This window comes from Microbacterium sp. NPDC089190, from assembly GCF_040701795.1.
GTDB classification, from domain to species: domain Bacteria; phylum Actinomycetota; class Actinomycetes; order Actinomycetales; family Microbacteriaceae; genus Microbacterium; species Microbacterium galbum.
In genome coordinates, this window is record NZ_JBFBHF010000004.1 from 273,121 (window position 1) to 286,015 (window position 12,895).

Consider the following 12,895-nt stretch of genomic DNA (forward strand, 5'->3'; position numbering starts at 1 on the left):
TTCGGTGATGTTCAGTGCGTGTAGGCGCGCACGATGCCCCACACGGCGAAGCCGACGAGGGCGGCGACGCCCGCCACGGCCGCGGCGGCGGCACCGGGGTTGCGCTGAGCCTTCTCGCGGACGTCGTGGATCGTGCGGTCGACGGCGTCGCTCGCACGGCGCGGCACGTTGGCCTTGACCTCGATGGCGGCGAGCGCCGCCTTGAGCTCGGCGCGGGCCGATTCCACCGGGTCGGTGATGCCCAGCGGCACCGCGGTGCGGGGCACGGGGACGGGACGCTCAATACTCATCGCGGGCCTCCTTGACGATGCGGACGTCTTCGGCGATGGCCTCGCCCGGGTTCTCGCGGTTCGACAGCTTCTTGAACCGCAGGTAGCCGAGCAGCGCCAGGATCGCCGTGATCACGACCATCACGCCGAAGACGACGAGGGCCGACAGCCACACCGGCCACCACGACGACAGCCCGGCGATGACGAAGGCGAAGAACACCGGAATCGCCCAGAACAGCACGATGAGGGCGCCGACGAACCAGCCGGCCCCGATACCGGCATCCTTCGCCGTCCGCTGCGCCCACGCCTTCGCCCCGTTGATCTCGGCGACGACGAGGTTGCGCACCAGCTCGGGGATGTCGCCGAGCAGCTCGAACAGGCTGTCGTCGGAACGGTCGCGGAATCCGCGCGGAGTGGTCATGCGGTCAGCTCCCGGACGAGGTGGAGCCGCTCTTGGCCGCGCGAGCGCGCGTGGTCGCCGACTTCTCCGCCTGCTCGGCGTCGTCGACGGCGTCCTCGACGACATCGGCCACCTCGCTCGCGGAGCGCTTGGCGGCACGGCCCGCGCGCTCGGCGCGCTCCTGCACCGTGCCCGAACCGGACGCTGCGCTGGTGACGGACTTGGCGCCCTTCCACACCACACCGGGAACGGACTTGAGGGCGGAGACGCCGAGCGCCTTCACCTTCTCGACCTGTCCCTGAACGACGGGCTGGCTCCAGACCTTGTCGGCCTGCTCCTTGATCTGCTCGTACCGCTGGCGGCCGGCGCGTGCTCCGAGCACGTAGCCCGCCACGAGTCCGACGACGAGTGCTGCTTTGCCCCTCATGGGGTCTCCTCACGCTCGATCGAGTGCTGGTCGAGTCTCACAGTAGTCATGTATGCCGCGTCCGGCATCCGGCCTTGACAGGCGGCGCGGCATGGCCGACGGTGACGCGGGTCAGCTGCGCCAGAGCGCGACGCTGCGGACGCGATCGGCCTCGTCGCGCGCGTCGGGGATGACCTGCGCGAGTCCCGTCCCCGAGAGCCACGCGCCCGTCGCACCGAGCCCGGGGACGGCGCGGACCGCGCCGCGCGCCGCCTGCGTGACGGCGGCCCGGCCGATCGTGGCGGCCGGCTGCGATTGCACGTAGCGCACGCGGTGCGCGGCCCGGAGGCTGGATGCCGGCAGCTCGACGCCGAGCATCGCGGCGGCTTCCGAGAGCGCGAGGTGCGCCGCGCCGTCGTCGTCGAGGGCAGCGGTGGCGGGCTCCTCCCCCTGCGCGCCGAACGAGACGCGCACGACGTGGATACCGGGGTCGGCGGCATCCCGGACCCAGTCCCATTTGGCGCTCGAGTGGGTGAGGGCCTTGGCCACGTGACTGCCGGGCACGGTGAGCACGCCGGTCCCCCGCGGCGCGCTGTCGAGGACGGGGGCGTCGAGCACGAGGGTCACGACCTCGACCACGGGCGCGATCGGATCGCCCTCCTCGAGCCCCGGCACGACGGGCGCGAGCAGCTGTCGGGCCGACCCCTCGGGCAGCGCGACGATCACGGCCTGCGCGCGCAGCGGCTCGTCGTCGACCGACGTCGACACCGCCCAGCCGTCATCGACCTGGCTGAGCCCTCCGGCTCGCACGCCGGTGCGCACCTCGACGTCGGCGTCGCGCAGGCCCGCCGCGAGCGCGTCGACCAGGCGCGACATCCCCCCGACGATCCCCTGCACGGCTCCCCCCGGCGCCGGGGCCTTGGCGGCGCCGGCGGTGACCGGGACGTCGGATGCCGGGGCATCGGCCGGACGGGACGGAGGGCGGCGGGCGCGCAACTCGGCGACGGCGCCCGTGAGCGAGCCGGTGCGGGTGAGGGCGGCGTTGAGCCCGGGGGCGGCGAGGTCGACGTCGATGTCGTCGGGTCGCGCGGAGTACACCCCGCTCGTGACGGGGGCGACGAGGCGGTCGAGCACCCGCGCGCCCAGGCGCGAGCGCACGAGCTTTCCGAGGCTGAGGGCATGGCCGATCGTGAGGGGAGGCCGCACGCGATCGACGTAGGCCCGCCAGGCGCCCGACCAACCGATCACGCGCCGCACATCGGGGGCGAAGGGGTTGTCGGGGATGCCGAGCACGCCGCCCTTCGGCAGGGGCGCGGCGCCCACGCCGGGGACGCCCGCCACCCAGGCTCCCGCCGGATTCGGCGAGACCACGTCGGCGCCGAGGCCCAGTTCGTCGAGCAGGTCGCGGACCACGCCCCCGCGGGTGGCGAAGCTCTCGGCTCCCACGTCGAGCGTCATCCCGCCCACCTCGGCGGAACGCACCACGCCGCCGAGCGCGTCGGAGGCCTCGAGAACCGTGACCCGCAGGCCCACCTTCGCGCACTCGCGCGCGGCGACCAGGCCGGAGACGCCCCCGCCGATCACGATCACGCGCGTCTCGTGCGCGTGCTGCACGAGACGATCGAGGGGCTCGCTCACGCCCGCTCCCCGTCGGCCGGGGCCCCCTGCGCGGGAGCGGCGTCGACCGAGGCTCGGTGCGCGTGGGCGACGATGCGCGTCAGCACGTCGGGGTCGGTGTCGGGCGGCACGCCGTGGCCGAGGTTGAGGATGTGCGCGCGCGCCGCGCGTCCGCGGGCGAGCACGTCGTCGACGTGCGCCGCGAGGACGGGCCAGGGCGCTCCGAGAAGGGCCGGGTCGATGTTGCCCTGCAGGGTCACGTCGGGGCCGACGAGCGCGGCGGCCTCGTCGAGCGGCATCCGCCAGTCGACACCCACCGCGTCGGCGAGCCCGCCCAGACGCATGTCGTCGAGGAACGCCCCGGTTCCGACGCCGAAGTGGATGCGGGGGACCTCGATGCCCTGAAGGGCCTCGGTGGAGTGCGGGGCGATGAACTCCCGGAACGTCGCCGGTGACAGCGAGCCCGCCCACGAGTCGAACAGCTGCACGGCCTGCGCCCCGCCCTCGATCTGCGCGTCGAGGAAGGCGCGCGACACCTTCGCGAGCCAGCCGGCAAGACGGTGCCACGAGGCGGGGTCGGCGTGCATCATGCCGCGGGCGCGCAGGTGCTCCTTCGACGGTCCCCCCTCGACGAGGTAGGCGGCGAGCGTGAACGGCGCCCCGGCGAAGCCGATGAGGGGGACGCTGTCGCTGAGCTCGGCCGTCACGCGCCGGGCGGCCTCGCGCACGGGCTCCGCCGCCGCGGCCACGTCGGCCGGATCGATCGCCGTCACCCGCGCGACGTCGTCGGCGGTGCGCACGGGGTCGGCGAACACCGGCCCGCGGCCGGGCTCGATCACGACGTCGACGCCGGCCAGGCGCAGGGGCACCACGATGTCGCTGAAGAAGATGGCGGCATCCACGTCATGCCGACGGATCGGCTGCAGCGTGATCTCGGCCGCGAGATCGGGCGTCAGGCACGCGTCGAGCATGCGCGTACCGACGCGCAGCTCCCGGTACTCCGGCAGCGAGCGCCCCGCCTGCCGCATGAACCACACCGGCTGCCGCTCGGGACGGTCGCCTCGGAGGGCGCGGAGGAGCGGAGCGTCGGGGGATGCGGATGCCATGGCATCCATCCTCCCATTCCGCCCCTGTGCGCGAGGGGGATGCCTTGACGTCGAGAGGCCGCTCGGAATACCCCGAGGCGCCCGGGCGTAGAATATGAGCGTGTTGCTGTGCGTCAGCGCGAGTCACAAGACCGCGTCCTTCGAGCTCCTCGAGCGCCTCAGCGTACCCCGCACCCCGGTCGCCCCCCTGATCGCCGAGCACGCCGAGCTCGTGCAGGGCGCGGTCGTCGTCGCCACGTGCAACCGCTTCGAGGCCTACGTCGACATGGACGAGCCCGTCACCGCGGCCGTCGCCCTCGGCGTCGACGCCACCTTGAGCGCCATCGAGGCGGCCACCGGCGTCCCCGCCAGCGAGCTCGAGGGCTCCTACACCGTGCTCGGCGGCGACGACGTCGCGGAGCACCTCTTCTCGGTCGCCTCCGGCCTCGAGTCCGTCGTCGTCGGCGAAGGCGAGATCGCCGGCCAGGTGCGTCGCGCGCTCACCGAGTCGCGGCAGCTGGGCACGACCTCGGCCGAGCTCGAGCGGCTGTTCCAGCGCGCGTCCGAGGCGCAGCGCGGCGTGAAGAACTCCACCGCCATCGGCCGCGCCGGTCGCTCCCTCGTGCGCCTGGGCCTCGAGCTCGCCGACAGCCGCATCGCCGACTGGTCGACGCAGCGCGTGCTGCTGGTCGGCACCGGCGCTTACGCCGCCGCCACGGTCGCCGCCCTGCGCGACCAGGGCGCCGAAGACATCTCGGTGCACTCGCCCTCGGGTCGCGCCGCGAAGTTCGCCGCCAAGCACGGTCTGCGCGCCGTCTCGGCCGAGACGTTCCCCTCCGCCGTCGCGCACGCCGACCTCGTCATCACGTGCACGACCAGCGAGCACCACGTCGTCAGCGCCGCGACCTTCGCCGCCGGCCGCACCGGCGCCGAGACCACCGCGGCCGCCGGGTGCCCGGTCGACCACGCGGGCCGCCGTCTCGTCATCGACCTCGGCCTCCCGCGCAACGTCGACCCCGACGTCGCGACCGTGCCGGGCGTCGACCTGCTCGACCTCGAGACCATCCGCCTGCACGCCCCGCTCGAGGAGCTGCAGGCGACCGACGCCGCGCGCGACCTCGTGCGCGACGCCGCCCGCCGCTTCGCCTCCGTCGGTGAGCGCAAGAACATCACCCCCGCGGTCGTCGCGCTTCGCGCGCACGTCTTCGGCGTGCTCGACGCCGAGGTCGCCCGCGTGCGCGCCCGCGGCGACGAGGGCGGCCAGACCGAGCAGGCCCTGCGGCACCTCGTGGGCGTGCTGCTGCACACCCCCACCACGCGTGCGCACGAGCTGGCCGAGACGGGCCGGGCCGACGAGTACATCGACGCCCTCTCGGCGCTCTTCGGCATCGAGGTCGAGGGCTCCCCGGAGTCCGCCGCCCCTCGTCGCGACATCGCCGACGCGGGCTGAGACCCCCTTCTCGCCTGCTGTCCTCGGGCAGGATGGATGCCGTGAGCACACCGGCATCCGAGGTCTACGTCGTCGCGGGCGAGTACCGCGCCCGCAACGGACTGCGGTGGGCGGCGACCGTGGTGCTCGGTCTGCTCGACGTGGGCGGGGGCGCGCCGGCGGTGAGCGAGGTCGTCATCCGGCGGGTGGACGGATCGCTCGTGAAGCGCCTCCCTCCCGGCGACGTCGATGACTTCCGCTCGCAGCTGAACGAGATCACGCTCGACCTCACCTCGATGGATGCCGTGCCCTTCGCGCGGAAGTGGATCGCCGCTCCGGAGTGAGGCGGGTCGTGCCGCGCCCGGCGGAACCGAGGATGGGGGCGTCCGCACCGCCGGGCGCCGGTCGGTCGCGCGAGAATGGGCGTATGAGCCTGCGCATCACCGATGATCCCGCCGCCGACGAGCTGCTTTCGGCCAACCCCCTCGCGCTCCTGATCGGCATGCTGCTCGACCAGCAGGTGGCGATGGAGACGGCTTTCGCGGGACCGTTGAAGATCCGGGAGCGAACCGGGTCGATGGATGCCGCGAACATCGCACACGAAGACCCCGAGGCCTTCGCGGCGGCGTTCTCGCAGTCGCCGGCCGTGCACCGCTACCCGGGTTCGATGGCGAAGCGTGTGCAGGCCCTCTGCGCCGCGGTCGAACAGGAGTGGGACGGCGACGCCGCGAACATCTGGACCCGTGACGACCCCGACGGCGCGACGGTTCTGAAGCGACTGAAGGCCCTGCCCGGGTTCGGCGAGCAGAAGGCGAAGATCTTCCTCGCCCTGCTCGGCAAGCAGCGCGGCTTCGACGGCGCGGGATGGCGCAACGCCTCCGCGCCCTACGGCGAGGACGGATCGTTCCGCTCGGTCGCCGACATCGTCAGCCCCGAGTCGCTGACGAAGGTGCGCGAGCACAAGCGCGCCGCGAAGGCGGCGGCGAAAGAGGCGAAGAAGGACTAGCCGCCGGGCAGCGTCGTCCCCTCGCGCCCGGGCCACCGGGGCCGGCGGGCGGGCGTCGACGCCGGGGCGTGGAGTGGGCGGCGAGGCACACGGCAGGCGAGAGCCGCGGACGACGGAAGGCGGGCGCCGTCCTCACGGCGCGGGGCCGACGGCGCGGCGCCCACGGCGAGGGGCCGACGGCGCGGCGCTCGGGTCGAGGCACGAGCTGCGCGGCGTTCTCCACCGGCTCTCACCGCAGGGCGCGCAACGCCAGGGCGACCGCCTTCACCTCCCGGATGCGACGCTCGTAGGTCGCGGCGACCACGATGAGCAGCGCACCCGCGATGCCCAGCCACAGCCACCACAGCCCCGAAGCGCTCTCGTACAGCGCGGTGATCCAAGGCCACAGCTGCGCGACGGCGTGCACGATCAGCACCACGCCACCGAGCACCACCGGAGCCTGGAGACGCCAACGCACACCCCAGAGCAGGGCGACGAGGGCTGCCGCGCCGAGGCCGATGACGCGCCACAGCGCCGAGTCGCCGGAGAAGTCGAACAGCAGCGAGGGGACCAAGAGCACACCGAGACCCGCACCGAGCGCGGGCCAGCTGCCGAGCTCGGGCGTCGAGCGCAGCGATCGGATGCCGTGCACGAGCAACGCCGCCGCGAGCGGAAGCGTCGCGGTCTCCACCGGATCGGCGGCGCCGACGGCGACCGCCACGATCGCGAGGGCCAGGCCGAGTCCGAGAGCCGCCCACCGCACGAGGGCGGCACGCGGACCGCGCCACAGCACGCCGACGGCGAAGACGACCGCGAGCGTGACGACCACCCGCAAGACGTCCTGACCGGGAACGGCGATCAGACGCACCGCCGACAGACCCGTCGCCAGAGCGAGCGCGGAGACGGCGAGAGCGGGCGGCATCCACACGGGAACGCCCGTGCGTCGTCGCGCGAGCAGGACAGCCGCGCCCATCAGCACGACCACGAGCACGACGAGCCAGAGGTCGAAAGACGCGGCGCGGACGTCATGCACGGCGCGCAGCGCCGTCGCGATGGCGAGGGCCGCGCCGGAGATCGCCACGGACGGCACGAGAAGCACCGTCCGTGGGCCGGACAGCAGTCGCGGCGCGGTTCCCAGCACGATCGCGGCGACCAGGGCGACGCCGATCGCGCGAGCGGGGGAGTCGCCGGCGAGGACCGCTGAGGGGAGCAGCCCCACAGCGAGGCCGACCGCCGCCGTGACGACGAAGGGCAGGGGCATCGGCAGCGACTCCGGGCGCGGGCGGGACAACCGCGTCAGCGCCGCCGCCAGGGCGACGAGCGCGAGGGGAATGGTCGCCCACTCGATCGGGCGCACGCCCCCGGCCGTCGCGGCGGCCGCCACGAGCGCCGCGCCTCCGAGCGCCGCACCGCCGACCGACATCTCGGCGACGGTCGGATCGCCCGCGCCGAGGTGCCGGCGCAGCAGCACGACGCCCGCGGCGCCGAGCACCGCGATGGCCGTCACGACGCGGAGGACCGGACCGACCGCGGCCGCGACGAGCACCGCCTCGCCGAGGGCGAGGACAGCCACGGCGGCGATCGCGACACCGCGCGAGGCCGGGGCGGCCCACGTCGTCGCCCGACGCGAGAGGCCGACCGCCGCGACGGCGAACGCCAGCGCGGCGGTGGCGAGCGCGGCATCCGGTGCCGCGGATCCTGCCGCGCCGAGGTCGACCGCGCGGGTGACGCGCACCGCGACGCACAGCACCAGCGTCAACGCCCCCGCGGCGGCGACGCCGACGGGCAGCACGTCGGGCGTGCGCGCGGGGCGGACCCAGGCGCCCGCGAGGAGGGCGACGAGGGCGAGCCCCCCGGCGACGACCGCCCGGACGAGATCGTCGGGGTCGGCCAGTGCGGTGGGGAGGAGGGCGACCCCCGTGCCCGCCGCCGCGATCACCGCGGGCGTCACGGCCGAGCGCTCCGGACGGCGTCGACGTGCGCGCTCGGTACCGGCCGCGAGGGAGAGCAGCGCGACACCGACCGGGAGGGTGAAGAACTCGACGGTGTCGGTGCCCTGCCACAGGAGGCGGGACCAGAGGGCGGCAGCCCCGACGGCGAGCGCGAGCCAGACGAGGTGACGCCGCGCTCCGCTCGAGGAGAAGAGCCCCTCGGAATCGGTGGCCCACAGCAGCACCGCGACGGCGGCGAGGAGGAGCGGCACCCACCGCAGGCCCTCCGACGGGGCGGCGGCGACCGCCAGCACGAGGACCACCGCCGTACCCGCATCGGTCAGCGCCCGCACGGCGGGTTCCGATCGGAGGGCGCGCAGAGCGACCCCCGCCACGACCACCCCGAGGGCGGCGGCGGCGATCGTTCTCGCGGACGCGGTCGCGCCGGCGAGGCGAAGCACCGTGTCGGTGGTGGCGGCGGCGAACAACGGTGGCGTCAGCGCGGCCGCGGGTCGCACGATCCGCCACGTGGCCAGGCTCGGCGCCCCCGCGAGGGCGATCGTGGCGACGACGGCGGCGAGGCCCGCCCCTGCGATCCAGGCGTCGGCGGCGGGCGGCGCCGTGAGCAGCGCCACCCCGATCGAGAGCCCCGCGCCGATGGTCGCCGTGAGCGCACCGGCCGCACGCTGGGTCACGTCGAGTCGCACCCGTCGGGCGAGCGGCGAGACCAGGAACAGGAGGCAGCCGGCGGCCACGACACCGGCGGACGCCGCGGGGGCTCCCCCCGCGAGCGATACCTCGATGCCCGCGCGCAGAGCGGAGGGGAGGAGCAACGCGCTGGCCGAGACGAAGGCGACGACTCCGGCGGTGGAGGCCACCCGGACCGAGCGGTGGACACCGGCCGCCATGGCGATGACGCCCGTCACGACGACCGTGCTGACACCCCACGCCAGCGGTGAGGCGAACGACAGGACCCACCCGCCGAGCAGCGCGATCGTCCCCGCGATGACGGCGAGCACGACGCCGCCGGCGACCACGGGGGCTGCCGAGGGGACCGCCGATTCGAGCGGCGTCGCCCCGGGATCCGCCGGAACCATCGGCTCCGCTCCTGGCGTCGGCGCAGCGGGAGCGGGGGCGATCGGAACGGGCCCGGGCGCAATGGCTGCCGTAGCGTCCGGATGACCGACCGCGCGCGGCGCGTCGGCGCGCGGCGGAGGAACCGCCGCCGTCCCGCCGGGGACGGGCGAGGACGCGGCCCCGACCGGGGTGGTCCCCTCGCGGGTCAGCACGCCGCGACGGCGGAGCAGCACCACGACCGCGGTGAGCGTGAGGGCGAGGTACCACGCGACGACGAGCAGCAGGACCCGCAGCTGGGGTCCGGCGAGGAGCGCGATCGCGGCACCGGCCGCGAGGGCGGCGAGACGCCGGCTGCCCCACGCACCCGTGAGGCGCCAGGCGATCGCGGCGAGAGCCACGACGGCCGCGAGGGCGATCACGGCGGCGGTGGCCTCGGCATCCGGGTGGCGGACGTCGAAGGCGGACCGCCCGAAGACCGGGACGACGCCGCTGAGCTGGACGAACACCGCGCCCGTGGCGGCGCCGACCGGCGCGAGGGAGGCCAGCCCGGCGACCGCGAGGGCGGTGATCGCGCCGGCGGCGAACGTCGTGCGCGCAAGGCCGGGCGCCGCCCGACGCCCCGCGACGTCGAGGGTGAGCGCCACTACCGCGGCGACCACGACGGGCACCGTCACGGTGAGCGTCGCATCGGCCGCCCGCACCACGGCGACCGCCACCCCGGCGCCCAGGGAGAGCACTGCGGCGATCGCGGCGACCGGTGCGAGTCGCGACTCGCCCCGGCGGGTCATCGTCCACGCGTGGGCCGCGAGGGCCAGGGCGAGCACCGCGGACGGCAGGACCGGCGCCCACGTGGACTCCGGGTCGAGGAACAGGGCGGCCGCGAGCGCCATGATCGCCGCCAGGCCGGCGACGGCACGCACCGCGGCGATCTCCGGCCGCAGCGGAGCTCGCGGCGGGCGGCCGAGCAACGGAGCCAGGGGGGCCGCGATCGCCAGCACCACCACGACGAGGCCCGAGACGTACCAGGCGAGCAGCGTGTCGGATCCGACCACCCCCGCGGCCAGGATGGCGGGGCCGACGGCCAGGGCGACCACCGCCGTCGACAGCGGCGCGCGCAACCGGGACAGCCGCGACCAGCCGACGAAGGCGGCCCCCGCGGCGGTGGTCGCCGCACCCCAGTACACGGCCGCATCGAGGGATGCCGCTCCCCCCAGGTCGTTGGCGCGCACGGCCCAGACATCCAGCGCCACCAGGGCGATGCCGAGCAGCGAGATGCCCTCGGCCGTGGCCTCGAGCCGGCGCCGACGGAGGAGCGAGGCCGTGGCGATCACGGCCGCGGTGACGAGGCCGATGATGACCGAGCGCAGGACGAGTCCGCCGCTGATCCACGCGACCGTGAGGAAGAACACCGCCGCCACTGCCAGCAGCACCACGCCGGTCGAGAGCAGGAAGACCTGCACGCTCGAACGCCGCGGTTTCGCCGGGTCGGCCGTGGTCGAGCCGACGGCAGGGGGTTCGTCGCCGGGCGGCACGTGCACATCGGCGGAGGCCGCGGCGGCCGGGGTCGCGGAGGTGCGGGGGACGCCCGAGGCCGCGGGCACCGGCAGGCGTGGGGACGGCGGTGCCGCGATGTCGGTCGCCGAACCGGGCGGGGGGAACACCGCTGCGGCGGGGGCTTCCACCGGGGCCGCAGCGGGCACCAGCGCGGGCGCGGGCGCGGGACGCACGGGATGCCGTTCGGCCTCGGTCGCGCGGACCGGGCCCGATGCGGCGCCCTCGCTCGCCCGGTGGATGAGGAGGAGGGCCTCGGCGCGTTCGTCGACGAGGGCGACGATGCGCTGCGACAGGTCGAGCACACGGGCCGTGCGTGCGTCGGTGAGGTCGAGACCGCACGCGGGACAGGGCGAGACCGTGATCGCGGTGAAGCACGAGGGGCACCGCCCGGTGTCGACGAGCGCCCCCGGCTGCGGGGGCCAGGAGATTCCCGAGCGTGCGCCCGTGTGTTCGACTTCCATCGTGCCCCCTCGGCGTCGGTCGTCGCCCCAGGCTAGCGAAGACCCCGCCGCCCCCTCGGCCACCGTCCACAGCGGGCCGCGCACGGATCCTCCCCCGTTCCGCACCGCGGACGCCGTCCCACCCCGCCCGAGACCCCGTCGCGCACGCCGGCCCGGCTGGGCGATCCGTGCTCCGGGTACGCCGACGCCGTCACCCGCGGCACCCTGCACCCTCGAAACGCGAAGACCGGATGCCACGGCCCCGAGGCCCCGGCATCCGGTCTCCCGTGACGCAGGTCAGGCGCCGCGCAGGCGCTCCGCCAGGTAGCCGTGCAGCGCGTCGAGGCCGATGCGCTCCTGGCCCATCGTGTCGCGGTCGCGCACGGTCACGGCGTTGTCGTCGAGCGAGTCGAAGTCGACCGTGACGCAGAACGGGGTGCCGATCTCGTCCTGGCGACGGTAGCGGCGACCGATCGCGCCGGCGTCGTCGAAGTCGATGTTCCAGCCCGCCGCGCGCAGCGCGTCGGCGGTCTCACGGGCCAGCGGCGACAGGCGCTCGTTGCGCGACAGAGGCAGCACCGCGACCTTGACGGGCGCGAGACGCGGGTCGAGCTTGAGCACCGTGCGGGTGTCGGTCCCGCCCTTGGCGTTCGGCACCTCTTCTTCGCGGTACGCGTCGACGAGGAACGCCATCATGGCGCGCGTCAGGCCGAACGAGGGCTCGATCACGTAGGGCGTGTACTTCTCGCCCGACGCCTGGTCGAAGAACGTGAGCGACTGGCCCGACGCCTCGGAGTGGCTCTTGAGGTCGTAATCGGTGCGGTTGGCGACGCCCATGAGCTCGCCCCACTCCTTGCCCGGGAAGCCGAAGCGGTACTCGACGTCGATCGTGCCGGCGGAGTAGTGCGCGCGGTCGTCTTCGGGGACGTCGAAGCGCTTCATGTTCTCGGGGTCGATGCCGAGCTCGATGAACCAGTTCCAGCACGCCTCGACCCAGTGCTCGAACCACTCGTTCGCCTCGGCCGGCGGGGTGAAGTACTCGATCTCCATCTGCTCGAACTCGCGCGTGCGGAAGATGAAGTTGCCGGGGGTGATCTCGTTGCGGAACGCCTTGCCCACCTGGCCGACGCCGAACGGCGGCTTGCGACGGGATGCCGTGAGCACGTTCGAGAAGTTCACGAAGATGCCCTGCGCGGTCTCGGGACGCAGGAAGTACAGGCCCGACTCGTCGTCGACGACGCCGAGGTAGGTCTTCACCAGGCCCGAGAACGACTTCGGCTCGGTGTACTGCCCCTTGGTGCCGCAGTTCGGGCACGGGATGTCGGCGAGACCGTTCTCGGCCTTGCGGTTCTTGCGGGCCTCGAAGTCCTCGATGAGGGTGTCGGCGCGGAAGCGCTTGTGGCAGCTCAGGCACTCCACGAGCGGGTCGGTGAAGGTCGCGACGTGACCCGAGGCCTCCCACACGCGCTTGGGGAGGATGATGCTCGAGTCCAGACCCACCATGTCGCCGCGGCCACGGACGAAGGTCTGCCACCACTGGCGACGGATGTTCTCCTTCAGCTCCGTGCCGAGGGGACCGTAGTCCCACGCGGAGCGCGAGCCGCCGTAGATCTCACCGGCCTGGAAGACGAACCCGCGGTGGCGGGCGAGGGCGATGACCTTGTCGAGGCGGGACTGTTCGGCCACGGTGGCTCCAATGGTC

At 74.5% G+C, this 12,895-nt stretch carries 10 protein-coding genes; 3 read left to right on the top strand and 7 right to left on the bottom strand.

Features of this window, described 5'->3' with window-relative positions:
- Positions 1-11 precede the first annotated feature (11 nt).
- From AB0230_RS14670 to hemE, 5 genes are all read right to left on the bottom strand, one after another.
- Positions 12-290 carry a hypothetical protein gene (locus AB0230_RS14670; RefSeq protein ID WP_366376510.1) on the bottom strand — a complete coding sequence of 93 codons (279 nt, stop codon included), beginning with the start codon at positions 288-290 and terminating at the stop codon, positions 12-14.
- Positions 280-690 (bottom strand): phage holin family protein, encoded by a 411-nt coding sequence (locus AB0230_RS14675; RefSeq protein WP_366376512.1) that lies wholly within the window; start codon positions 688-690, stop codon positions 280-282. Before AB0230_RS14675 ends, AB0230_RS14670 begins: the two co-directional genes overlap by 11 nt.
- Positions 691-694: 4 nt before the next feature.
- Positions 695-1,096, bottom strand: coding sequence for a hypothetical protein (locus AB0230_RS14680; RefSeq protein ID WP_315994316.1), 402 nt, complete (start codon positions 1,094-1,096; stop codon positions 695-697).
- Between the two features lie 111 nt (positions 1,097-1,207).
- The gene (hemG, locus tag AB0230_RS14685) at positions 1,208-2,713 is read right to left on the bottom strand and encodes a protoporphyrinogen oxidase (protein ID WP_315994315.1); all 1,506 of its coding nucleotides are present in this window, start codon (positions 2,711-2,713) and stop codon (positions 1,208-1,210) included.
- Positions 2,710-3,798, bottom strand: coding sequence for a uroporphyrinogen decarboxylase (gene hemE, locus AB0230_RS14690; RefSeq protein WP_315994314.1), 1,089 nt, complete (start codon positions 3,796-3,798; stop codon positions 2,710-2,712). Before hemE ends, hemG begins: the two co-directional genes overlap by 4 nt.
- Positions 3,799-3,898: 100 nt before the next feature.
- Between hemE and AB0230_RS14695 the strand changes: the two genes are divergently transcribed.
- From AB0230_RS14695 to AB0230_RS14705, 3 genes are all read left to right on the top strand, one after another.
- The gene (locus AB0230_RS14695) at positions 3,899-5,227 is read left to right on the top strand and encodes a glutamyl-tRNA reductase (protein WP_315994313.1); all 1,329 of its coding nucleotides are present in this window, start codon (positions 3,899-3,901) and stop codon (positions 5,225-5,227) included.
- A 41-nt stretch (positions 5,228-5,268) separates the two neighbouring features.
- On the top strand, positions 5,269-5,550 hold the full coding sequence (locus tag AB0230_RS14700; RefSeq protein ID WP_366376515.1) for a hypothetical protein: 282 nt from the start codon (positions 5,269-5,271) through the stop codon (positions 5,548-5,550).
- 83 nt (positions 5,551-5,633) lie between these two features.
- Positions 5,634-6,212 carry an HhH-GPD-type base excision DNA repair protein gene (locus tag AB0230_RS14705; RefSeq protein ID WP_363388810.1) on the top strand — a complete coding sequence of 193 codons (579 nt, stop codon included), beginning with the start codon at positions 5,634-5,636 and terminating at the stop codon, positions 6,210-6,212.
- A 229-nt stretch (positions 6,213-6,441) separates the two neighbouring features.
- Here the strand turns inward: AB0230_RS14705 and AB0230_RS14710 are convergent, their stop codons facing one another.
- Together AB0230_RS14710 and AB0230_RS14715 are read right to left on the bottom strand one after the other, a co-directional pair.
- On the bottom strand, positions 6,442-11,214 hold the full coding sequence (locus AB0230_RS14710; RefSeq protein WP_366376517.1) for a hypothetical protein: 4,773 nt from the start codon (positions 11,212-11,214) through the stop codon (positions 6,442-6,444).
- 276 nt (positions 11,215-11,490) lie between these two features.
- Positions 11,491-12,879, bottom strand: a complete 1,389-nt coding sequence (locus tag AB0230_RS14715; RefSeq protein WP_315994309.1) for a glycine--tRNA ligase — start codon at positions 12,877-12,879, stop codon at positions 11,491-11,493.
- Positions 12,880-12,895: the final 16 nt, after the last annotated feature.